The organism is Novosphingobium sp. 9U, assembly GCF_902506425.1.
In the GTDB taxonomy this organism is placed as follows: domain Bacteria; phylum Pseudomonadota; class Alphaproteobacteria; order Sphingomonadales; family Sphingomonadaceae; genus Novosphingobium.
Genome location: NZ_LR732537.1, coordinates 1 through 22,768, shown reverse-complemented (window position 1 = coordinate 22,768; position 22,768 = coordinate 1). Strand labels below are relative to the sequence as shown.

Here is a 22,768-nt window from a genome sequence, read left to right as displayed (position 1 = left end):
AGCGCGGTGCCGGAAGAAAGGCGGGTTTTGGCTGCCACCAAGATCCTCCGCTGGAAGCGGAGGATCTGCCTTGCGCCTTCCACTTGGTCGCAGCACCGCCTAGATACATCCCATGCACGTGATCCGCATCCCCTCGCCACGCGCGGTGATCGACCGCCGCGGTCTCACCACCCGCATAGCCACGCTGGTGGAGGAGCTCGGGGCGGCCAAGGCCCGCAAGGAGATCGTGCCGATCCTGCGCGATGCTCTGGCTCAAGGCCGCGAGGAGATCGCGCGCCGCCTAGTCGAGAAGCCGAGCGCCGGCCACGAAGTCGCCGAGGCGCAGGCCTTCCTGGTCGACCAGATCCTGCGTGTGATTCACGATCACGTCACCACCCACGTCTACCCGGCCGGCAACCGCTCCAAGGGTGAGCGGCTCACGATCGCAGCCGTCGGCGGCTATGGCCGCGGCGAGATGGCGCCGCACTCGGACGTCGATATCGCCTTCCTCACCCCGATCCGCTCGACAGCCTGGTGCGAGCAGGTGATCGAGGCGATGCTCTATTTCCTGTGGGATCTCGGCCTCAAGATCGGCCAGTCCAGCCGCTCGATCGACGAGATGGTGCGCATGTGCAAATCGGACCTGACGATCCGCACCGCCATGTTGGAAGCCCGCTACGTCTGGGGCGACCAGGACTTGTTCGAGGAGGCACGCCAACGCTTCTGGAAGGACGTGGTCGGCGGCACCGAGCGCCAGTTCGTGACCGAGAAGCTGGCCGAGCGCGAGGCGCGGCACAAGCGCATGGGCGACAGCCGCTATGTGGTCGAGCCCAATGTTAAGGAGGGCAAGGGCTCCTTGCGCGACCTCCACACGCTCTACTGGATCGGCAAGTACATCCACAAGGTGCGTTCCACTGCCGAGCTGGTCGACGTCGGGCTGCTGAGCCAGAAGGAATACCGTGCCTTCCGACGCGCCGAGAACTTCTTCTGGGCGGTGCGCTGCCACTTGCACGCCATCACCAAGCGCGCCGAAGATCGCCTGACCTTCGACCTCCAGCGCGAGGTGGCGGCGCGGATGAACTACGCCGACCGCCCCGGCAAGAGCGCCGTCGAGCGGTTCATGCAGTACTTCTTCCTGCAGGCCAAAGTGGTCGGCAACTTGACCGGCGTGTTCCTGGCGCAGCTGGACGAGCAGTTCGCGCAGCGGCCGGCTCGCGGCCTGCTCGCCAACTTCCGCGCGCGGACCCGCACGGTGAAGGGCTACAAAGTCTTCGGCGGCCGCCTGCGCGCGCCGTCCGACAGCTGGTTTGCCGAGGACCCGCTGCGGCTCCTCGAGATCTTCGTCATAGCCGACCGGGAGGGCCTGGAAATCCATCCGGAAACGCTGCGCCAGATCGGACACGACATCGTCTTCATCCGCGACGATCTGCGCCGCGACCCGCGCGCCAACGCGCTGTTCCTGGAGCTGCTGACCAGCCGCCGCGATCCGGAGAAGGCGCTTCGTGCGTTCAACGAGGCCGGCGTGTTCGGCCGCTTCGTTACCGAGTTCGGCCGCGTCAATGCGCAGATGCAGTTCGACATGTACCACCACTACACGGTGGACGAGCACACCATCCGCGCCATCGGCCTGCTCGCCCGCTTCGAGCGCGGCGAGCTGAAGGACGATCATCCGCTTGCGCATGAGATCATCGGCAAGGTCCGCAGCCGGCGCGCGCTCTATGTCGCGGTGCTGCTGCATGACATCGCCAAGGGGCGCGGCGGCGACCACTCCGTACTCGGCGCCGAGATCGCTTGTCGGCTGTGCCCGCGCTTCGGCCTCGACGAGGAGGAAACCGAGCTGGTCGCCTGGTTGGTGCGCCAGCACCTGATCATGAGCGCCACCGCGTTCAAGCGCGACTTGTCCGACGGCAAGACCATCGCCGACTTCGTGGCGCTGGTGCAGTCGCTCGATCGCCTGCGCCAGCTCATGCTGCTGACCGTCGTCGACATTCGCGCGGTTGGGCCTGGCACCTGGAACAGCTGGAAGCGCCAGCTGATCGGCGACCTCTACGGGGCTGCCGAGGAACGCCTGCGCCTGGGCCATGCCGAATACGGCCGCGAGAAGCGCATCGCCGCCAAGCGCGCCGCGGTCGACGCGAGGCTAGGCGCCGAGAGCGAGCTGATCGAGGCGATCGGCAAGCACTTCGGCGATGCCTACTGGATCGCCGAGGCCGACGATGTGATCGCCAAGAACCTCGCGCAGTACCAGGCCTCCGGCGAGGAACCGCTCTCGATCCAGACCGAGTTCTATCCGGCGCGCGGCGCTACCTTGGTGACCGTGATCGCCGCCGACCACCCCGGCCTGTTCTATCGCATTGCCGGCGGCATCCACCTGGCCGGCGGCAACATCATCGACGCGCGCATCCACACCACGCGCACCGGACGCGCGGTCGACAACTTCCTGGTGCAGGATCCGATTGGGCGACCGTTCCGCGAGGAGGGGCAGCTGGAGCGGCTGCGAACCTCTATCGAGAATGCCTTGGCCAATCGCGTTCAATTGCTCCCCCAGCTGCACGCGCGACCCGATGCGCGGCCCCGTGCCGACGCCTTCGAGGTGCGCCCGCGCGTGCTGGTGGACAACAAGGCCTCGAACCGGTTCACCGTAGTCGAAGTCAACGCGCGCGACCGGCCCGCGCTGCTCAACCGCCTGGCCTATACCTTGTTCGATGCGCGGCTGATGGTGCATTCGGCGCACATTGCGACGTATGGTGAGCGCGCGGCGGATACCTTTTACGTGACCGACCTCCTTGGCGAAAAGCTGGAGTCGGCAGCGCGCATCAAAACGCTGGAAACGCGATTGCTGGAGGCGGCGAGCGAGGCCGCCGGCGTGGCCGTGGCGGCTTAGTTCGCGCGGGCGACTAACGGGCTTCTAGGTTTAGCCCCTTGCACTCCACCCCCAGTACGCCATCTATGCTGCGCCGCACCATTTCCGGAGCACTCCCCTCCGCATGCCTCACGCCCATGACCAGCACCCGCCCCAGACCGCGCTCGTGCTGCAAGGGGGCGGCGCGTTGGGCGCCTACCAGGCCGGAGTCTACGAAGCGCTCGCCGGCACCGAACTCCAGCCCGATTGGATCGCCGGCATCTCGATTGGCGCCATCAATGCCGCGATCATTGCCGGCAATCCCCCCGAGCGACGCGTCGAGCGCCTCCGCACCTTCTGGCGCCGGATCTCCGGCGAGCTGCAGTTTCGTCTCGACAGCCCGCACGGCTTCGCCCGCCGCGCCTTCAACGAGGCCTCGGCGATGTACGCTGCCAGCTTCGGCGCGCCCGGCTTCTTCACGCCTCGCTTCGTGCCGCTGCCGCCCGAGTGGCCGGCCGAGCTGGGCCAGCTGAGCTACTACGACACCGCGCCCTTGCGGACGACCCTGCTGGAGCTTGTCGACTTCGACCTGCTGAACCGCGGTCCGATCCGCTTCAGCGTTGGCGCGGTGAACGTGCTCGACGGCAACTTCGCCTACTTCGACAATCGGGAGCAGACGATCGGGCCAGAGCACGTCATGGCGTCTGGCGCACTACCGCCGGGGTTCCCGCCGGTAAAGATCGGCGACGAGTGGTTCTGGGATGGTGGCCTCGTCTCCAACACCCCGCTGCAATACGTGCTCGACGCCCGCCCGCCCTGCGAGCTGACCGTGTTCCAGGTCGACCTGTTCAGCTCGCGCGGGGTGGTGCCGCGGACAATGGCCGACATCGCCCAGCGCGAAAAGGACATCCGCTTTTCCAGCCGCACGCGCCTCAACACCGACCAATCCAAGAAGCTGCAGAAGCTCCACGCCGCAGCGCGGCGCCTCGCCAAGCGCTTGCCGCAAGAGCTGCGGGACGATGCCGACCTGCGGCTGCTGCTGAACCACGATCCCGAAGGCTCGGTCGCAATCATGCACCTCATTAACCGCTGCGCTTCTTATGAGAGCGCGTCCAAGGACTACGAGTTCTCGCGCATGACGGTGGAGGAGCACTGGGCCGACGGGCACGAGGACGCAGCCTACTCGCTCGCCCATCCCGACTGGGTAAACCGCGGCCATGCCGACGACACCATCACCACCTTCGACCTTGCCGGCGACCGCCCGCGCCAGACCGGTACGGCCGGCGCTAACCTAGGAGAATGCGCATGAAGCTTCACGATAAAGCCTGCATCGTCACCGGCGCGGCGAGCGGCATCGGCAACGCTATCGCGCATCGCTTCGCGTCCGAGGGCGGCAAGGTCGCCATTGCCGACTTGAACCTGGAGGCCTCACAGAAGGCCGCGGACGACATCAAGGCAAAGTACGGCACCGATGCGCTGGCGATCGCCATGGACGTCACCAGCGAGGAGCAGGTGAATGCCGGCGTTGCGCAGGTGGCCTCGACATGGGGCGGCGTCGATGTGCTGGTCAGCAACGCTGGCATCCAGATCGTCAACCCGGTCGAGAACTATGCGTTCTCGGATTGGAAGAAGATGCTGGCGATCCACTTGGACGGCGCGTTCCTCACCTCCAAGGCGGTGCTGCCGCACATGTATGCCAAGGGATCGGGCTCGATCCTGTTCATGGGCTCGGTCCACTCCAAGGAGGCCAGCCCGCTCAAGAGCGCCTACGTCACCGCCAAGCACGGGCTGCTGGGCCTCGCGCGCGTGATCGCCAAGGAAGGCGGCAAGAAGGGCGTGCGCACCAACGTGATCTGCCCCGGCTTCGTGCGCACGCCGTTGGTGGACAAGCAGATCCCGGAGCAGGCCAAGGAACTGGGCATCTCGGAGGACGAGGTGGTCAAGAAGGTCATGCTGGGCCAGACCGTGGACGGCGAATTCACCACTGTCGAGGACATCGCCGAAGTCGCGCTGTTCTTCGCAGGGTTCGAGACCAATGCGCTGAACGGCCAGTCGCTGGTGGCGAGCCACGGGTGGTTCATGGAGTAACGCCCCCTCCCCCTCCGTTCGTTTTGAGCGAAGTCGAAACACGGAAGCACAGTACCAGCGTGTCTCGACTTCGCTCGACACGAACGGCGGGTGGGGCTTAGGAAAAGGGCAATGTCCCGCCTGATCCTGTTCAACAAGCCATACGGCGTGCTCAGCCAATTCACCGACCGCGGCACCGATGGTGGCCGCGCGACGCTGTCGGACTACATCGACCTGCCCGGCGTCTACCCCGCCGGGCGCCTCGACCGGGACAGCGAGGGGCTGCTGCTGCTGACGGACGACGGGCGACTGCAGGCCCGCATCGCAGACCCGAAGTACAAGCTGGCCAAGACCTACTGGGTGCAAGTCGAAGGCGAGCCTGATGATACCGCGCTATCCGCGCTACGCCGCGGTGTCACACTGAACGATGGCCTGACTCGCCCGGCCGAAGCGGAGCGGATCGCCAGCCCCGAACTCTGGCCGCGCGATCCGCCGGTGCGGTTCCGCAAGTCGGTGCCGGACTGCTGGCTCGCGCTGACCATTCGCGAGGGACGCAATCGTCAGGTGAGGCGCATGACCGCTGCGGTGGGCCATCCCACGCTGCGCTTGGTGCGGGTGCGCATTGGGAACTGGGCGCTCGACGGACTGATGCCGGGAGAGTGGCAGGAGGTTTCGGTCTGAGCGGGGGATAGGTTGGCTCAAGCGCCCGAACGCAACCGCTCCAAAGCCCGATCGCGCCCGATCAGCGGCAGCAGCGCCCCCATGTCCGGCCCGTGGTCCATGCCCGTCAAGGCCTGCCGCAACGGCAGGAAAAGCGCCTTGCCCTTGCGCCCCGTACTCGCCTTCAGCGCGCCGGTGAGCGCATGCCAGGGATCCTCGCCCCAGTTCTCTTCCAACGCCTGCGCCGCTTGCGAAAGATAGGCGCGGTCCTCGTCCGAGACCTCCGGTGACGCAATCGGCCCGGTCACCACCTGCCACCAATCCGCCGCCTCGTGCACGTGCGAAAGGTTGGGCCGCACCACCTCCCAGGCGCTCGCATCCATGCCCTCGGGCAGGCGGGCGGCAACGGCTTCGAACGGCAGCGCGTGGACTACCGCGGCGTTCACCCGCTCCAGCTCCGCCTCGTCGAACCGCGCGGGTGCGCGGCCGAAGCGCGATAGGTCGAACGATGCCGCGAGCGCCTCGACATCGAGCGCCGGGTCGATCGAATCGCTCGTGCCCAGCCGCGCAAGCAGCGCCACAAGCGCCGCCGGCTCGATGCCGATCTCGCGGAAGTGCGCGATGCCCAGCGATCCCAGCCGCTTCGACAGCTTGCCTTCGGCTCCGGTCAGCAGCGCCTCGTGCGCGAAGCGGGGGAGCGGGGCACCGAGCGCTTCGAACATCTGCACCTGTGACGCGGTGTTGGAGACGTGGTCCTCGCCGCGCAGCACGTCGGTCACGCCCATGGCGACGTCATCGATCACCGATGGCAGCATGTAGAGCCACGAGCGATCCGCGCGGCGCACGACGGGGTCCGACATCTGCGCAGGATCGAACTTCTGGGGTCCGCGGATCCCGTCATCCCAGGTGATCGCTGCATCGCGGTCCAGCAGGAAGCGCCAGTGCGGCATGTCACCGTCGGCGATGCGGCGCATGCGCTCGATCTCCGGGATCTGCAGCGCGGCGCGATCGTAGACCGGCGGCAGCCCGCGCCCAAGCAGGACCTTGCGCTTGAGGTCCAGCTCCTGCGGCGTCTCCCAGCAGGGGTAGACACGACCGGCATCGGCGAGGCGGGCGAAAGCCTCCTCGTAGATCTCGAACCGCTGGGACTGGCGTTCCTCGGCTTCCGGCACGATGCCGAGCCAGGCGAGATCGGCCCGGATCGCCTCGACGTATTCCTCGCGGCTGCGCTCGGCGTCGGTGTCGTCGATGCGCAGCAAGAAGCGGCCGCCGTGGTGCTTGGCGAGCAGGAAGTTGTGCAGCGCCGCGCGCACGTTGCCGACGTGGAGGTGGCCGGTGGGCGATGGGGCGAAGCGGGTGACGACGGTCATGCGCGCGGATTAGGCGTGCTCACAAGTCAGGTCAATTTGGCCGTGCCGAGATCCTCCCCTGCAAGGGGAGGTGGCAGTCCACAGGACTGACAGAGGGGTGTCCACGCTGGCGGTGACATCCCTCCACCACCGCCTTCGACGGCGGCCCCCCTCCCCTTACAGGGGAGGATCTCATATCACTCTTAACCCCGCTTCTCAGCCTGCGCCGCGAGGAAGCCGGCCGCGTCGAGGTCGACCTTGAACTCGCGCTCCCAGACGCGCAGCTTGGCGGCTTCGTCCAGGAAGCTCTTGGCAGAGCCCTTGTCGCTCAGCCCGATGAAGCCCTCGTCCATGTCCTTGTCCTGCACGCCCGCGCGCTGGATGAAGGGCAGTGCCTCCTCGGTGTAGCCGATGTACTTGCAGTGCGCGAAGGCATCCGAGACGAAGTCCTTGGCCGTCTTGTCCTCGGCCAGCAGCGCCGCGCCGTCGGCCGAGACCACCAGCGCCACAGCATCGTAGAGTACCGATGGGCCACCATCGATCTTCTGCTTGCCCTCGGCGATGGTGCCATCGTCCAGCGTGGCGCCGGCGATCTTGGGTGCGATGATCTCGTAGACCGCTCCCAGCGACTTCACCGTGTCGGTCAGCGCCTTGACGAGCGTCGCCGAAGCGCCGTCCGTCACGAGGATGCCGAGCTTGCGGCCGGAGAAGCTGTCGGGCCCGCGCGCGACGATGCTGAGCGCGGGGCTCGGCGGCAGATCGGTGCGCGGCTCGACCTTCGCCTTCTCCTTGGGCGGCAGCTCAAGAAGGCCGAGCCCGTCCGCGACGACCTTGGCCAGCGTCTCGTCGATATTGCGCAAGTGGCCGACCATCTTCTGGCGGATGTCGATGCGCTCGCACTTGGACAGCTCGAACACTAGCGCGTCACCGATGTGCTTCTGCTCGATCGGGGTCTGGCTGATGAAGAACTGACGCGCCTGGCTGTAGTGATCCGCGAATGTCGAGGAACGAACCTGCGCCTTGCGGCCGTTCTCCTCGGCAGCGAAGTGCTTGTAGCCGGTGGTGGGGGACTCGCGAGGGTTGTTCTCGCCCCGCTCCCAGCTGTTCGGTTCGTAGTTCACGCGCCCCTTGGGGTTGCGCATGTTCATGTGCCCGTCCTGCTGGAAGTTGTGGACGGGGCAACCGCGCGGCTGATTGATCGGGATGTGCGTGAAGTTGGGCGAGCCGAGGCGCTTCAGCTGCGTATCGAGGTACGAGAAGTTGCGGCCCTGCAGCAGCGGATCGTTGGTGAAGCCGATGCCGGGCACCACGTTCTGCGTGCAGAACGCGACCTGCTCGGTCTCGGCGAAGAAGTTGTCGACCCGCTGGTCGAGCACGAACGTGCCGATCTTGCGGACGGGGACCTGCTCCTCGGGGATGATCTTGGTCGCATCGAGCACGTCGAACTCGAACTGGTCAGCGAACTCGTCGTCGAACAGCTGGACACCCAGGTCCCACTCGGGCGGGTTGTCGAGGTCGATCGCGTCCCACAAATCGCGGCGGTGGAAGTCCGGATCAGCGCCGTTGATTTTGACCGCCTCGTTCCACAGCACCGACTGCATGCCCTGCTTGGGCTTGAAGTGGAACTTGACGTAAGTGCTCTTGCCCTCGGCGTTGATCAGCCGGAACGAGTGGACGCCAAAGCCTTCCATGAAGCGGAACGAGCGCGGGATCGTGCGGTCGGACATGATCCACATGACCATGTGCATGGATTCCGGGGTCAAGCTGATGAAGTCCCAGAAGTTGTCATGCGCGGTCTGCGCCTGCGGGAAGCCGCGGTCTGGCTCCTGCTTGGCGGCGTGCACCATGTCGGGGAACTTGATCGCGTCCTGGATGAAGAACACCGGGATGTTGTTGGCAACGATGTCCCAGTTGCCTTCCTTGGTGTAGAATTTCACCGCAAATCCGCGCACGTCGCGCGCCAGGTCGAACGAGCCCTTGTTGCCCGCGACGGTCGAGAAGCGGACGAACATCGGCGTCGTCTCGCCCACTTCGGTCAGTACCTTGGCGACAGTCACGTCCTCCAGGCTCTCGGTCAGCGTAAACTTGCCGTGGACACCGAAGCCGCGGGCGTGAACGACGCGCTCGGGGATGCGCTCGTGATCGAAGTGGAAGATCTTCTCGCGGAAGTGAAAATCCTCGAGCAGCGCGGCCCCGCGCTCACCCACCTTGAGCGTGTTCTGGTCATCGGCGACCGGCACGCCCTGCTGGGTGGTCAGGACGGTGTCGTCCGGTCCGGCGATCTGGTGGGTCTCGCCACCGTTGCCGACTTGGGTCTCGTATGTCGCAGCAGCGCTCTTGGCGCCGGTGTCTTCGCCGATCTTGGTCATGGTCGCGGTCCTCGCTGAGAAGCGCCGCCGCCAACGGCGGTTGGGGGCGCATTCTCGCAAGCAACTGATCCAAGGCACGCGATGTTCCCGGATGACGGTTAAAATACAGGCACTTGGATGCTGATCTAAGTTAAGCGGAGTGGCCCGATGCATCGTTGCGGGCGGGCTATGACAAGCTCAGCGTAGGCGGTGATGCGATATGCACGCCAAGCAAGACCTGTCCGCTAGCACCCTCACTCTCGCGCGCCCACGCTGCGCTTGCCGAAGCCCGCAGCGAACATCCGAACAAAGCACAACAAAAAACCCCACCGGAACACCGGAAGGGCCTCACGCTGCATCATGCAGCAGTCCGCACCTCTACGAGGCCGGAGAAACGATCGGGGGCCGGCCGCGCGACGAGCGCGCAACGGCCCCCGGCCGGATTACATCGCCGCGTCGGAAGCAGCGCTGGTCGCCGCGCCTTCTTCGGCGGTGGCAGCTTCGTCGGTCGCCATCGGGTCGGCAGCCAGAGTTTCCTCGGGCATGGTCTCGACGCTGTCGGTGGCGGTGGCTTCAGTCGGCGTTTCCGAGCTGCCGCAAGCGGCGAGAGCCAGAGCAGCAGCCGACGCGAATGCGGCGTAAGCGATCTTCTTCATGCGAATCCCCTTGCATTGTTTGGCGCAGGCGCCAACGCTTGCAGGCAAGCCTGCGGCGCACTGTGTAGACGACTGCATGGTGCAACGCAAACGGGAAGTATCCGCACCTTAGGGCGAGTTGCTCCCGCGCCACACCATGCCTCAGCAGCGCCCTTGCCGGCATATAAAGATATCTTTATATGCGTTCGCAATGCGACTGGAACCGCTCCTCAAGGCCCTGGCCGATCCGACGCGTCTGCGCATCATGCGCCTGCTCGCGCATATGGAGCTGGCGGTCGGGGAACTGGCGCAAGTGCTGGGCCAGAGCCAGCCGCGTGTCTCGCGCCATGTGCGCATCCTGTGCGATGCATCTCTCGCTGAGCGGCGCAAAGAAGGCAGCTGGGTGTTCCTGCGCGCCGCAATCGGCGAAGGCAGCGCCCCGCCCCTGGGAGCTGCAACCGCACGCCTGCTCGCGGTGTCCGAGAGCGACGATGCGGCGTTCGCCGCGCGCTGCGCTGAGGATCGTCGCCACCTCGCGGCTATCCGTGCGAGCCGCCAAGCCAGCGCCGAAGCCTACTTCGCACGCCACGCCGGTGACTGGGACACGCTGCGCTTGCTGCACAGCCCCGACCTGCCCGTCGAGCAGGCGCTGGCGGCGATGCTGGGGGAGGCCTCGCTCGGCGCGCTGCTCGATGTCGGCACCGGCACCGGGCGCATGGCCGAACTGTTTGCACCGCGCGCCGAGCGGGTCGCCGCGCTGGACAAGAGCCCCGAGATGCTGCGTGCCGCCCGTGCGCGGCTCGACAAGCTGCCGTCAGGCACGGTCGACCTCGTGCAGGGCGACTTCACCGCCCTGCCCTTCGCTGCCGGCCAGTTCGACACTGTGCTGTTCCACCAGGTCCTGCACTATGCGCAGGAGCCCGAGCAGGTCCTGGCCGAAGCGGCGCGGGTCGCGCGGCCGGGAGGTCAGCTGGCCGTGGTCGACTTCGCCGCGCACGATCGCGAGGATTTGCGCGAACGACACGCCCACGCGCGCCTGGGTTTCACCGATGAGCAGATGATGGGCTTCTTCGCCGACGCCGGCTTTGCCGGGGAGGCTGTCCGCGCGCTTCCGGGACAGTCGCTGACGGTGAAGATCTGGACGGCGCGCAAGACCGCGGCGGCGCACGGCGCGGACGCACGCCTGCTGGAACGGGAAGAGGGATGATGAGCGACGTGATCGAAGTGCAGCGCAGCGCGCCTGCCTCCAGCCCTGCAGCCGGCGTCTCGCCCTTCGCGCGGTTGCCGGGCGACATCGCCGTGTCGTTCGAGTTCTTCCCGCCCAAGACCGAGAAGATGGACGCGCAGCTTTGGGATGCGATCAGCGAACTGGCGCCGCTCTCGCCCAGCTTCGTTTCCGTGACCTACGGCGCGGGCGGCTCCACGCGCGAGCGTACCCATGCCACGGTGGCGCGGATCGTGCGCGAAACCAGTCTGAAGCCCGCTGCCCACCTCACCTGCGTCGCCGCCAGCAAGGCCGAGATCGCCGAGATTGCGGAGCAATATTGGCAGGCCGGCGTGCGCCACATCGTCGCCTTGCGCGGCGATCCGCCGCCGGCGGACGGCGGCAAGTTCGTCGCCCATCCAGAGGGCTATGCCAGCGCCGCCGAGTTGGTTGCGGGACTGAAGGCGCAGCATGACTTCGAGGTTTCGGTCGCCGCCTACCCCGAAGTCCACCCCGAAGCGCTGAGCGACCAGCACGATCTGGATAACCTCAAGCGCAAGCTCGATGCCGGGGCCACGCGGGCGATCACGCAGTTCTTCTATTCGACCGACGCGTATTTCCGATTCCTCGACAAGGTGCTGGCCGCCGGGATCGAGGCGCCAATCCTGCCCGGCATCATGCCGGTGACCAACTTCGCCGCGATCCGCCGCATGTCGGGCAACACCGAAATCCCCGAGTGGCTCGAGACGATGTTCGAAGGCCTCGACGATCGCCCCGGCCCGCGCGCGCTGGTGGCGGCGGTGGCCGCAGCCGACATCTGCCGGCGCCTCTACGAAGGCGGCGTGCGCGACTTTCATTTCTACACGCTCAACCGGGCGGAGCAGGCTTATGCGGTCTGCCAATTGCTCGGCGTGCGGCCCAAGGAAGCCTGACATGACGCCCCGCGAACAATTCCTGGCCGAGGCAGCCAAGCGCATCCTCATCACCGACGGCGCGTTCGGCACCGAGATCCAGAACTGGAAGCTCGCCGAAGAGGACTATGCCGGCACGCTGGGCCTCAGCCACGACCAGAAGGGCAACAACGACATTCTGGCGCTGACCAAGCCCGAGGTGCCGGAATCGATCCACCGCGCCTACTTCGAAGCCGGCGCCGACATCGCCGAGACCAACACCTTTTCCGCCAACCGCATCAGCCAGGCCGACTACGGCGCCGAGCACCTGGTTCGAGAGATCAACGTCGAGAGCGCCAAGCTCGCCCGCCGCCTGGCCGACGAGTATGCCGCCAAGGATGGCAGGCCTCGGTTCGTCGCGGGCGCGATCGGGCCGACGAACAAGACGCTCTCGCTCAGCCCCGACGTCAACGATCCCGGCTATCGCGAGATCGACTGGGACACGCTGGTCGACGTCTACCTGGAGCAGGCCCGCGCCCTGGTCGAAGGCGGCGCCGACTTCATCCTCATCGAGACGGTGTTCGACACGCTCAACGCCAAGGCCGGGATCATGGCCGTGCGCAAGCTGGAGCAGGAACTCGGCCGCGAAGTTCCGATCATGCTCTCGATGACGCTGACCGACTTGTCCGGCCGCAACCTGTCGGGCCATACCGTCGAGGCTTTCTGGCACGCAGTGCGCCATGCCAAGCCGCTGACCATCGGTCTCAATTGTTCGTTCGGCGCGACGCAGCTGCGCCCGCACGTGAAGACCTTGGCCGAGACCGCCGACACGCTGATCATGATCTACCCCAACGCCGGCCTGCCCAACGAACTGGGCGCCTACGACGAGATGCCCGACACCACCGCGGGCTTCGTTGCCGAGTGGGCGATCGCTGGTCAGGTCAACGTGCTGGGCGGCTGCTGCGGCTCGACCCCTGCTCACATCGCGGCGATGGCCAAGGCCGTGGCCGGGCTCCCTGCCCGACCGCTGCCACAGCTGGAGCCGGTGACGCGCCTTGCCGGGCTCGAACCGTTCATCATGGCCGCCTGACTTGAGCCAAGCGCCTGCCTGGACCGTCCGGCCCGCCGGACCCGACGACGCGAGCGCGCTCGCGCTCGTGGGCGCAGCGACGTTCCTGGAGACTTTTGCCGGAGCGATCGAGGGTACAGCCATCCTCGGCCACTGCGCCGCCAACCACTCGGCTGAGGCTTACCACTCCCTGTTCGCCAAGAGTGCACAGGCTTGGATTGGCGAAGCAGACGGCGGCGCCCCTATCGGCTATGCGCTGATTGCCAGGCCGGAGCTGGAGGCGGCGCGGCCAGGCGACATCGAACTCAAGCGCATCTATTCGCTCTCGCGCTTTCACGGCAGCGGCCTCGGCAGCGCGCTGATGGATGCTGCAGTCGCGGGTGCGGCTGGCCAAGATCGCCTGCTGCTCGGCGTCAAGGCCGACAACCATCGCGCCATCGCGTTCTATCGCAAGCAGGGATTCGATCCCATCGCCACCCGCCAGTTCAACGTCGGCGGCAAGCTCTTCGACGACCTCGTGCTTGCCCGCCCCCTCGCCTGACCAGCATCTGACCAGACCGGAACTCCCATGACTACGCCCACATCCGCCCGTTTCGTCAACATCGGCGAGCGCACCAACGTCACCGGCTCGGCGAAGTTCAAGAAGCTGATCATGGCAGGCGACTATCCCGCCGCAGTCGAGATCGCGCGCCAGCAGGTCGAGAACGGCGCGCAGGTGATTGACGTCAACATGGACGAGGGCCTGCTCGACGCCGTCCACGCGATGACTACGTTCCTTAAGCTGATCGCCGCCGAGCCCGACATCGCGCGGGTGCCAGTGATGGTCGACAGTTCCAAGTGGGAGGTGATCGAGGCGGGCCTCAAGTGCGTCTCGGGCAAGCCGATCGTCAACTCCATCAGCATGAAGGAAGGCGAGGCGCCGTTCCTGAAAGCGGCGAGGCTGTGCATGGACTACGGCGCGGCGGTGGTCGTGATGGCCTTCGACGAGGTCGGTCAGGCCGATACCAAGGAGCGCAAGATCGAGATCTGCGAGCGCGCCTACAAGTTGCTCACCGGCATCGGCTTTCCCCCTGAGGACATCATCTTCGACCCGAACGTCTTCGCGGTCGCCACCGGGATCGAAGAGCACAACAACTACGGCGTCGACTTCATCGAGGCGGTGAAGGTGATCCGCGAGCGCTGCCCGCACGTCCACTTCTCGGGCGGCCTGTCCAACCTCTCGTTCTCGTTCCGCGGCAACGAGCCGGTGCGCCGGGCGATGCACTCGATCTTCCTCTACCACGCGATCCCCGCCGGGCTCGACATGGCGATCGTCAACGCCGGCCAGCTCGACGTCTATGACCAGATCGACCCCGAGCTGCGTGAGGCCTGCGAGGACGTGATCCTCAACCGCCCGGCGCGATCACCCGACGAGACCCCGACCGAGCGTCTCGTTACCCTGGCCGAGAAGTTCCGCGGCACCGATGCTGTCGCCGAAAAGCAGGCCGAGGAATGGCGCGGTTGGGACGTTACCAAGCGCATCGAACATGCGCTGGTGCGCGGCATCGACGCCTATGTGGTCGAGGATACCGAGGAAGCGCGCGCTGCGATCTCGGCCGCCGGGGGTCGTCCGATCGAGGTCATCGAAGGCCCGTTGATGGGTGGCATGAATGTGGTCGGCGACTTGTTCGGATCCGGCAAGATGTTCCTGCCGCAGGTGGTCAAGTCCGCCCGCGTGATGAAGAAGGCGGTCGCTCACCTGATCCCCTTCATCGAGGCGGAAAAGCAGCCCGGCGCCAAGGCAAAGGGCCGGATCATCATGGCGACGGTCAAGGGCGACGTCCACGACATCGGCAAGAACATCGTCGGCGTGGTCCTGCAGTGCAACGGCTACGAGGTGATCGACCTGGGCGTCATGGTCCCCTGGTCGACGATCCTGCAGGCCGCGAACGAGAACGACGCTGACATCATCGGCCTGTCCGGTCTGATCACCCCCTCGCTCGACGAGATGGTGACGGTGGCCGAGGAGATGCAGCGCTCCGAGATGACGATCCCGCTGCTGATCGGCGGCGCGACCACCAGCAAGGTGCATACCGCGCTGCGGATCGACCCGGCCTACAAGGGTCCGGTGATCCATGTCCTCGACGCCAGCCGGGCGGTGGGCGTGGCGTCGCAGCTGTTGTCGGACACGCAGCGCGATTCTTACGTCTCCTCGGTCTCGATCGACTACGCCAAAGTGCGTGAGGCGCGCGAGGGCAAGGGGCAGAGCGATCTGCTCTCGCTGGCGGATGCACGGGCCAATGCCTTCCAGCCCGACTTCGCCGACAAACCGGCCGCTCCCGCCCAGCCCGGGCTACACGTGTTCGAGGATTGGGACCTCTCCGATCTCATCGAGACGTTCGATTGGACGCCGTTCTTTCGCGCCTGGGAACTCGCCGGCACGTATCCCGCGATCCTGACTGACGACGTGGTCGGCGAAAGCGCCACCAGCCTCTTTGCCGATGCCCAGGCGATGCTGGAGACAATCGTCGCCGAGAAGTGGCTTACGGCTAAGGGCGTGTGTGGCTCCTGGGAATGCCGACGCGAGGGCGACGATGTGATCCTCGCTGACGGGGAACGCCTCCCCTTCCTGCGCCAGCAATTCAAGAAATCGCGAGGACGGGCCAACTTCTGCCTGGCCGACTTCATCGACCCGGCGGGCGACTGGCTGGGCGGTTTCGCGGTCGGCATTCACGGCATCGAGCCGCACCTCAAGCGCTTCCAGGCCGCGCACGACGACTACTCCGACATCCTGCTCAAGGCCTTGGCCGACCGCTTCGCCGAAGCCTTTGCCGAGCGCCTGCACCAGCATGTGCGCACCACGCTGTGGGGCTATGCGCCGGGCGAGCAGCTGACCAACCACGCGCTCATCCGCGAGGAGTACCGCGGCATCCGCCCGGCTCCAGGCTATCCGGCGTGCCCGGACCATTCGCTCAAACCCATCCTGTTCGACATGCTGAAGGCGCAGGACAACGCCGGCATCGTCCTGACCGAGAGCCAGGCGATGCTGCCCACGGCCGCGGTCTCGGGCTTCTACTTCGCGCACCCGGAGAGCCAGTATTTCGGTGTTGCGAGGATCGGCCGCGATCAGGTTGAAGACTATGCGCAGCGCCGGGGGGTGGACCTGCGCACCGCCGAGCGCTGGCTGCGGCCGAACCTCGACTGATGTCGGAGAACCAAAGCGCCAGGATCGTCAGCCGCGAGGTGGTGTTCCAGGGCTGGTACACCTTCTTCCGGCTGCTGGTCGAAATGCCCGATGGCGAGGTCGCCGACCGCGAGCTGCTCCACCGCGGTATGGCATGCGCAGTGCTGCCCTACGATCCCGTACGCCGGGTCGCCATGCTGATCACCCAGCCACGCCCCGGCGCGCTGTTCCACGGCGTGCCCAGCCCATACGAAGTCATCGCCGGCAGCCTCGACGGCCTGGACGCCGCTGCGCGGGTGATCGAAGAGGCGATGGAAGAAGGCGGGCTGCGACTATCGCAGGTGGAGCCCATCACGAACATGTGGTCGATGATCCCCGTCTCGACCGAGCGGGTGCAGCTCTACCTCGCCGAGTATCGCGCCGAGGATCGCGTCGGCCAAGGCGGCGGCAACGCGCACGAGCACGAGAACATCGCCGTGCACGAGATCGGCCTCGACCACTTGCGCGACTTGGTTTTCTCGGGCGAGCTGACCGATGCCAAGACGCTGATCCTGGCGCAAGCGCTGCTGCTGCGGCATCCCGAGTTGTGGTCGGCTTAAGGCCGCCTCGTTAGCTGCGGGCGTCGACAGGCTCAGCCCGATCGGCCCCACCTCCACCTAATCCGGCAAGGCCCCTTCCCCCGCCCGGCACCGATCTGCCATAAGCCGCGGCAATGCTCGATACCGCTCCGCCGCAAGCCTTCACCGCACTTCAAGACACCTTCGGCTTTCCCGCCTTCCGCGGCGTGCAGGAGCGGGTCGTCGCGCGAGTGCTGAATGCGGATTCGACGCTGGCCGTCATGCCCACCGGCGCCGGCAAGTCGCTCACATACCAGCTGCCGGCAGTGATGCTGGAGGGCACTTGTGTGGTCGTCTCTCCGCTGATCGCGCTGATGCACGATCAGCTGCGCAGCGCCACCGCCAACGGCATTCGCGCCGCCACGCTCACCAGCGCCGACACCGATCGCGAAGTCACCATCGAGCGCTTCCGCAATGGCGAGCTCGACTTGCTCTACGTCGCGCCGGAGCGCGCCAGCCAGCCGCACTTTCGCGAGCTGCTCAGCCGTGCACGCGTCTCGCTGTTCGCCATCGACGAGGCGCATTGCGTGTCGGAGTGGGGACACGATTTCCGCCCCGACTACCGCTTGCTGCGCCCGCTGCTCGACAGCTTCCCGCACGTACCCCGTCTGGCGCTGACCGCCACGGCGGACGCGCATACCCGCGCCGACATCCTGGCGCAGCTCGGAATCCCGGACGACGGTCTGATCGTCGCGGGGTTCGACCGGCCCAACATCCGCTATGCGATCCGCCCGCGCGAGAACCTGCAGCGGCAGCTGAAGACCATCCTCGACGAGAACCCCGGCCCCGGCGTGATCTACGCGCCGACGCGCGCCAGCGTGGAGCGGCTGGCCGAGCAGTTGAGCGCCGGCGGCCGCCGGGTGCTGCCGTACCATGCCGGGCTCGACGCGTCCGTTCGCCAGCGCAACCAAGCGGCGTTCGTCGCATCCGAGGACATGGTGATGGTCGCCACCGTCGCCTTCGGCATGGGCATCGACAAGCCCGATGTGCGCTTCGTCGCCCATGCCGGGATCCCCAAATCGATTGAGGCCTACTACCAGGAGACGGGCCGTGCGGGGCGCGATGGCGACCCGTCGGTGGCGATCATGCTGTGGGGCGCCGACGATTTCGCCCGCGCCCGCCAGCGCCTCGCCGAAGTGGAGGAGCACCGCCGCGCCTCCGAGCGCCAGCGGCTCGATGCGCTCGCCGCCCTAGTCGAGACTGCGCAGTGCCGCCGCGCGATCCTGCTGCGCCACTTCGGCGAGCACCCGCCCGAGACTTGCGGCAACTGCGACAACTGCCTGGAGCCCGCCGGGGTCACCGACCTGACCACGCTGGCGCGCAAGCTGCTCTCCGCCGTGTTCCGCACCGGCCAGAGCTTTGGCTTGGGCCACCTGGAAAAGGTCCTCACCGGCCAGAGCGACGACCGCGTCGCGCAGCGCGGCCACGACCAGCTCTCCGTCTTCGGCATCGTCGGCGTGGAGGAAGCGCCGCTGCTGAAACCCATCGCCCGCGCGCTCCAGGCCCGTGGCTCGCTGGTTGCAACCGAGCATGGCGGCCTGGCGCTGGGCGGCAACGCGCGCGAGATCCTGAAGGGCGAGGCCGCGGTCGAGATCGTCGTCCCGCCGAAACGCGAGCGCCGCCGCAAGGGGCGCGAGGGTAGCGCCCCCAATCCGATTGGCGATCCGCTGTTCGACGCCTTGCGCGACCTGCGCCGCGAACTGGCGCAGTCGCAAGGGGTGCCGCCCTATGTCATCTTCCACGACGCCACCTTGCGCGAGATGGCGTCGGACCGACCCTCCTCGCTCGGCGAGCTGGGCCGCATCTCCGGCGTGGGCGGGCGCAAGCTGGATGCTTATGGTGACGCGTTTCTGGATGTGATCCGGCGGCACTAGGGGCTGATCATGGCGACGTGATCTCTCCGGGAGGCGCCGTTCCTTCTTGCTGAGATCCTCCCCTCTAAGGGGAGGTGGCGCGCACGGAGTGCGTGACGGAGGGGTGTCACCGCCAGTGGAGTGCACGACTGAGAGGGTGACACCCTCCGTCAGCCGCTCCGCGTCTGCCACCTCCCCTTAAAGGGGAGGATCAAGGCGTGGCTCATCGCCCGCTGGCGAGCGCGGGATTACGCCTTAATGAAACCCGGACGATTGCGGCCGGCGCTGTCCCTGGCACGACAGGGTTGGCTCGCACTTCCAATGTTGCGAACGTCCGGCGTGGGAAGGCGTAAGCGCCGCCGGCTCGGCCCTGATATACGAAGCACCGGCGAGACGGGCTCGCGAGCAGTCGCCGGCCTCTCGCGTGAACGAGAGCAAGGCTTCGCATGGTTGCAGACGCCCGTCTTAGCGCCCGCCGCGGTGGGTGCGGGCAAGAGCGACAGGCCTGAAGCCGCTCGTCTGCATCCGACCTGCTGCGGCATTTAACCCATATGGTTCAGCTTGTCAATAGTGGAACGTCGCCTGCAGCGTCACCGTGCGCGGCTGCGTCGGTGTGCCGGTGATGTCGGGCAGGCGATCGCATTGCGTCTGGCTCAGCGTGGAGCACTGCACGAACCCGCCCTTGCCACCGCCGGTGCCGTTGCGGTCGTTGGCGTTGATCAGGTTGCGCTTGTTGGTGAGGTTGCGCCCGATCAGCGCCAGCTCCCAGCGCTTGTCGCTCGAGAAGATGCGCGCGGTCGCGTCCAGCTTGGCGAAGGCCTTCTGGTACGTGTCGGGGTTGTAGTTGGTGCTGGCGATGTAGCCGTCCGAATAGGACATGTCGGCCGAAAGGCTGAACATCAGCGCATCGGTCATCCCGAACTCGTAGTAGCCGCCGGCGTTCACCGTCCACTTGGGCGCCTTGCGCAGCCGGACGCCCGATAGGTCCTGAGAGGTGAAGCGCGGCTCAAGTCGGCCGGTCGCCGGGTTGAACGCCAGCGAGGAGGCGCTGCCGACATCGTTGGGGATCAGATTGCAGCCAAGATCACGCGTCTGCCCGGCATAGCAATCGCCGATGTAGTCGCGGAACTTGGCATCGTTCAGCGCCGCGGAAGCGTGCAGGTTGAACCCGGGCAGCGAGCGCGGGTTGTAGGCAGTCTGCAGTTCGATGCCCTTTACCCGCGCCTTGGCGGCGTTCTCGGTCTTGAAGGCGTGGATCTGAGTGTCGAACACCGCGACCTGCAAGTCGCTGTAATCATACCAATACCCGGTCAGGTTGAAGATCAGCTGGCGGTCCAGCAGTTCGGACTTCAAGCCCGCCTCGAACCCGTCGACCTTCTCGGGCCGGAACGTCTGCCCTTGCGTCTGGCGGGCCGGACTGAGGATCGCGCCCGCAGTGTAGCCGGCATCGAAGCCACCCGACTTGAAGCCCTTCTTGAACGAGGCGAACAGCATCAGGTCCGGCGTTGACTTGTACTTGACCGTGACCTCGGGCGAGAAGTTGTTGAACGTCAGCTTGGGATCGGGCCCGCCGGGGTAAGTGGGCAGCTGCGTCACGTCGACGGGGTTGTTCGGGTAGCCGCTCGCCGGGTTGTATGCGCTGTAGTCGAGCAGCTTCTTGATCTCGTGCGTGTAGCGCCCGCCCGCGGTGACCTGAAGCTGCGGGGTCACGTCGAACAGCGCCTGACCGAAGCCCGAGTAGCTGATCTGCTTCTGGTGCGTGGTCTCGATGTCGTAGAGATTCAGCAACAGGTTGGGCACGCCCAGCTGGGTGCCGGTGAACAGCTTGCGGTTCTCGTAGAAGCCGCCGACCAGGAAGTTCAGTGGGCTGTCGAAGCTGGAGGCCAAACGCAGCTCCTCGGTGAACTGCTTGGAGTTGAACTTCACCGAAAAACCGTAGTTCGGGGTGATCTGGTAAGAGCCGTTCGACATCAGACTCTCGCGGATCCAGTAATATCCGGTCACCGAAGTCAGCGTCAGGTCGTCGGTCAGCTTGTACTCGGCCGTGCCGGCGATCAGCGCCTGCTTGTTGTAGCGCGCCCCGTGGCGGTCCTTGAGGTTAAACTGGCTGATGCCGGGGTAGGCGGCGGGCAGCAGCGAGGTGACGATGGTGCCATCATTACGGCAGTTGTCGGGGCTCTGGAACGTCTCCTGCGGCACGCCGTAGGGGCAATAGGTGACGTCGGTGAAATAGGACGCGCCGCCGACGATGTGCGTGCGGGTGTACGTGCCCTTGAGCTTGAAGGAGAAGCGATCCGACGGATCGAACGCCAGGGTACCGCGGAGGAACGTCTCCTTCTGCTTGGGGAACGCCTTCAGGTCATAGGGATCGACGCCGGCAGGATAGGCGCTGGCGGGCAGCTGCGCGATTTTGATGTAGCCATCCATGTCCGAGTAGCGGCCCGCGAGGCGCAGGCCCAGCGTGTCGGTCAGCGGGGTGGAGACGATCAGCTCGCCATATTTCTCGTTGGCCTTGAATTCGTAGCCGGCGCGGGCGATCACCTCGAGCCGGTCGCCCGGGTCCTCACTGGTCAGCGAGATGACGCCGCCCGGTGAATTCTTGCCGAAGAACAGCGCCTGCGGCCCGCGCAGCACCTCAATCTGCCGCAGGTCGAGCTGCGCCGCGCGCAGCAGTTGCGCGGTGCTGATCTGGACACCGTCGACGTTGATCGAGACGACCTGGTCGATGAACGGCTGGCTCTCGCCCGAGCCGACGCCGCGCAAGGAGATCGAGCCGCCGATCGAGCCCGAGCTTTCGCCGGTGATCAGGCCGGGAGTGAGCGAGGCGATGTTGTTGATGCTCTTGACCGCATAGCGATCGAGCATGGCGCTCGACAGCACCGAGATCGCCACCGGCGCTTCCTGCGCGGTCTCGGCCCGGCGCCGGGCAGTGACGATGATCGCGCCTTCGTCGATCGCACTTTCGTTTTGCGCCTGGGGGCGAGCCGGCGCGGGCGCAGCGCCCGGAGCGTCCTGGGCCATCGCGGGCGCGGCGCCTGCCAGCAGCGCGAACGGCGCGCACGCGCACAGCAATTTGCCTTGGATCCTCATGCCTTCCTCCACCATCGTGCCCGTGCGGGCTTGCGGGGAAGGCACGGCATTCTGCGGCCATTCATGCACTTGCCCCTGACCTGTCTCTTTACGGGACAGGTGTGCCGAGATCAACAAGTGTCCAATCGGTAATGAACAGGCCTGTTGATATCGGCTGTGCGCTGGGGTCGGGCAGCGTACCAGCACCGGATACGCTCAGCTGCTGGCCGGAGATCCCGCGCCTTCTCAACTGATCGCCCCAGCCACTCACCCCACCGCCCGGTGATCGCCCAGACCGATCAAGCCAATCGAACCTTCCGGCTACCAACCATCACATCGGCATCCTATCTCCTGCCTCGGACAGTCCAACCAAGCAGGAGAATATGTTCCATGGGTATCGTCGGCAGCACCATCAAGCCGTTCAAGAACACCGCGTTCCAGGCCGGCAAGGACTTCTTCGACGTCACCGAGAAGGACATCGAAGGCAAGTGGGCCGTGTTCTTCTTCTACCCCGCTGACTTCACCTTCGTCTGCCCTACCGAGCTCGAAGACCTCGGCGAGCAGTATGAGACCCTGCAGGGCCTCGGCGTGGAAGTGTACGGCGTCTCGACCGACACGCACTTCAGCCACAAGGCCTGGCACGACACGTCCGAGACGATCGGCAAGCTCAAGTACGCGTTCCTGGGCGACCAGAACCACGCGCTGACCAACAACTTCGGCGTGCTGCGCGAAGGCGCTGGCCTGGCCGACCGTGCGACCTTCGTGGTCGATCCGGACGGTGTGATCCAGCTGGTAGAAATCACCCCCGAGGGCGTGGGCCGCAATGCCACCGAACTCGTCCGCAAGATCAAGGCCGCCAAGTACTGGCGCGAGCACCCCGGCCAGGTCTGCCCGGCCAAGTGGGAAGAAGGCAGCGAAACCCTCGCCCCTTCGCTCGACCTCGTCGGCAAGATCTAACGCTGCCGGATAGGCTCCTCCCCCACTGGGGGAGGGGGACCGTCCGCGCAGCGGATGGTGGAGGGG

16 protein-coding genes are annotated in these 22,768 nt (G+C 66.2%); 12 read left to right on the top strand and 4 right to left on the bottom strand.

From position 1 onward, the window contains the following. The first annotated feature begins 112 nt into the window (after positions 1-112). From GV044_RS20865 to GV044_RS20850, 4 genes are all read left to right on the top strand, one after another. On the top strand, positions 113-2,863 hold the full coding sequence (locus GV044_RS20865) for a [protein-PII] uridylyltransferase (RefSeq protein WP_159874390.1): 2,751 nt from the start codon (positions 113-115) through the stop codon (positions 2,861-2,863). 103 nt (positions 2,864-2,966) lie between these two features. Beyond that, on the top strand, positions 2,967-4,130 hold the full coding sequence (locus tag GV044_RS20860) for a patatin-like phospholipase family protein (RefSeq protein WP_159874389.1): 1,164 nt from the start codon (positions 2,967-2,969) through the stop codon (positions 4,128-4,130). Continuing rightward, entirely contained in the window at positions 4,127-4,909 is a 783-nt protein-coding gene (locus GV044_RS20855) for a 3-hydroxybutyrate dehydrogenase (RefSeq protein WP_159874388.1), read from the top strand. Before GV044_RS20860 ends, GV044_RS20855 begins: the two co-directional genes overlap by 4 nt. A 111-nt stretch (positions 4,910-5,020) precedes the next feature. Then, on the top strand, positions 5,021-5,569 hold the full coding sequence (locus GV044_RS20850; RefSeq protein WP_159874387.1) for a pseudouridine synthase: 549 nt from the start codon (positions 5,021-5,023) through the stop codon (positions 5,567-5,569). 17 nt (positions 5,570-5,586) lie between these two features. Here GV044_RS20850 and gltX read toward each other — a convergent pair whose 3' ends face one another. The 3 genes from gltX to GV044_RS20835 form a co-directional block, all read right to left on the bottom strand. Beyond that, positions 5,587-6,918, bottom strand: coding sequence for a glutamate--tRNA ligase (gene gltX, locus GV044_RS20845; protein ID WP_159874386.1), 1,332 nt, complete (start codon positions 6,916-6,918; stop codon positions 5,587-5,589). Between the two features lie 182 nt (positions 6,919-7,100). Continuing rightward, complete coding sequence (locus GV044_RS20840) at positions 7,101-9,266, bottom strand: catalase (protein ID WP_159874385.1); 2,166 nt, start codon at positions 9,264-9,266, stop codon at positions 7,101-7,103. Positions 9,267-9,688: 422 nt separating this feature from the next. Beyond that, positions 9,689-9,901 (bottom strand): hypothetical protein, encoded by a 213-nt coding sequence (locus GV044_RS20835; protein ID WP_159874384.1) that lies wholly within the window; start codon positions 9,899-9,901, stop codon positions 9,689-9,691. A gap of 190 nt (positions 9,902-10,091) precedes the next feature. Between GV044_RS20835 and GV044_RS20830 the strand changes: the two genes are divergently transcribed. The 7 genes from GV044_RS20830 to recQ all read left to right on the top strand — a co-directional run bounded on the left by GV044_RS20830 (position 10,092) and on the right by recQ (position 18,697). Next, complete coding sequence (locus tag GV044_RS20830; RefSeq protein WP_159874383.1) at positions 10,092-11,087, top strand: metalloregulator ArsR/SmtB family transcription factor; 996 nt, start codon at positions 10,092-10,094, stop codon at positions 11,085-11,087. Then, positions 11,087-12,016, top strand: coding sequence for a methylenetetrahydrofolate reductase [NAD(P)H] (gene metF, locus GV044_RS20825; RefSeq protein ID WP_159874382.1), 930 nt, complete (start codon positions 11,087-11,089; stop codon positions 12,014-12,016). Before GV044_RS20830 ends, metF begins: the two co-directional genes overlap by 1 nt. A gap of 1 nt (position 12,017) precedes the next feature. Continuing rightward, the gene (locus GV044_RS20820; protein ID WP_159874381.1) at positions 12,018-13,064 is read left to right on the top strand and encodes a homocysteine S-methyltransferase family protein; all 1,047 of its coding nucleotides are present in this window, start codon (positions 12,018-12,020) and stop codon (positions 13,062-13,064) included. Position 13,065: 1 nt separating this feature from the next. Further along, on the top strand, positions 13,066-13,584 hold the full coding sequence (locus GV044_RS20815) for a GNAT family N-acetyltransferase (protein ID WP_159874380.1): 519 nt from the start codon (positions 13,066-13,068) through the stop codon (positions 13,582-13,584). 27 nt (positions 13,585-13,611) lie between these two features. Then, the gene (gene metH / locus GV044_RS20810) at positions 13,612-16,227 is read left to right on the top strand and encodes a methionine synthase (protein ID WP_159874379.1); all 2,616 of its coding nucleotides are present in this window, start codon (positions 13,612-13,614) and stop codon (positions 16,225-16,227) included. Continuing rightward, positions 16,227-16,805: an NUDIX hydrolase gene (locus tag GV044_RS20805; protein ID WP_201299188.1), complete on the top strand. Its 579-nt coding sequence runs from the start codon at positions 16,227-16,229 to the stop codon at positions 16,803-16,805. The genes metH and GV044_RS20805 overlap by 1 nt, the downstream gene beginning before the upstream one ends. Before the next feature lie 113 nt (positions 16,806-16,918). Next, positions 16,919-18,697, top strand: a complete 1,779-nt coding sequence (gene recQ, locus GV044_RS20800) for a DNA helicase RecQ (RefSeq protein WP_159874378.1) — start codon at positions 16,919-16,921, stop codon at positions 18,695-18,697. Between the two features lie 543 nt (positions 18,698-19,240). On the opposite strand, the gene GV044_RS20795 is transcribed toward recQ, so the two are convergent. Then, positions 19,241-21,766, bottom strand: coding sequence for a TonB-dependent receptor (locus GV044_RS20795; protein ID WP_159874377.1), 2,526 nt, complete (start codon positions 21,764-21,766; stop codon positions 19,241-19,243). Positions 21,767-22,135: 369 nt separating this feature from the next. On the opposite strand from GV044_RS20795, the gene ahpC reads away from it, so the two are divergent. Next, on the top strand, positions 22,136-22,702 hold the full coding sequence (ahpC, locus tag GV044_RS20790) for an alkyl hydroperoxide reductase subunit C (protein ID WP_159874376.1): 567 nt from the start codon (positions 22,136-22,138) through the stop codon (positions 22,700-22,702). Positions 22,703-22,768 lie beyond the last annotated feature (66 nt).

Excerpts from the sequence above, each read along its gene's own strand:
- GV044_RS20830 (WP_159874383.1), top strand. The coding sequence starts at position 10,092 with ATGCGACTGGAACCGCTCCTCAAGGCCCTGGCCGATCCGACGCGTCTG.
- GV044_RS20865 (WP_159874390.1), top strand. The coding sequence starts at position 113 with ATGCACGTGATCCGCATCCCCTCGCCACGCGCGGTGATCGACCGCCGC.
- ahpC (WP_159874376.1), top strand. The coding sequence starts at position 22,136 with ATGGGTATCGTCGGCAGCACCATCAAGCCGTTCAAGAACACCGCGTTC.
- GV044_RS20855 (WP_159874388.1), top strand. The coding sequence starts at position 4,127 with ATGAAGCTTCACGATAAAGCCTGCATCGTCACCGGCGCGGCGAGCGGC.
- metF (WP_159874382.1), top strand. The coding sequence starts at position 11,087 with ATGAGCGACGTGATCGAAGTGCAGCGCAGCGCGCCTGCCTCCAGCCCT.
- GV044_RS20805 (WP_201299188.1), top strand. The coding sequence starts at position 16,227 with ATGTCGGAGAACCAAAGCGCCAGGATCGTCAGCCGCGAGGTGGTGTTC.
- metH (WP_159874379.1), top strand. The coding sequence starts at position 13,612 with ATGACTACGCCCACATCCGCCCGTTTCGTCAACATCGGCGAGCGCACC.
- GV044_RS20795 (WP_159874377.1), bottom strand. The coding sequence starts at position 21,766 with ATGAGGATCCAAGGCAAATTGCTGTGCGCGTGCGCGCCGTTCGCGCTG.
- GV044_RS20850 (WP_159874387.1), top strand. The coding sequence starts at position 5,021 with ATGTCCCGCCTGATCCTGTTCAACAAGCCATACGGCGTGCTCAGCCAA.
- GV044_RS20840 (WP_159874385.1), bottom strand. The coding sequence starts at position 9,266 with ATGACCAAGATCGGCGAAGACACCGGCGCCAAGAGCGCTGCTGCGACA.
- recQ (WP_159874378.1), top strand. The coding sequence starts at position 16,919 with ATGCTCGATACCGCTCCGCCGCAAGCCTTCACCGCACTTCAAGACACC.
- GV044_RS20835 (WP_159874384.1), bottom strand. The coding sequence starts at position 9,901 with ATGAAGAAGATCGCTTACGCCGCATTCGCGTCGGCTGCTGCTCTGGCT.
- gltX (WP_159874386.1), bottom strand. The coding sequence starts at position 6,918 with ATGACCGTCGTCACCCGCTTCGCCCCATCGCCCACCGGCCACCTCCAC.
- GV044_RS20860 (WP_159874389.1), top strand. The coding sequence starts at position 2,967 with ATGCCTCACGCCCATGACCAGCACCCGCCCCAGACCGCGCTCGTGCTG.
- GV044_RS20820 (WP_159874381.1), top strand. The coding sequence starts at position 12,018 with ATGACGCCCCGCGAACAATTCCTGGCCGAGGCAGCCAAGCGCATCCTC.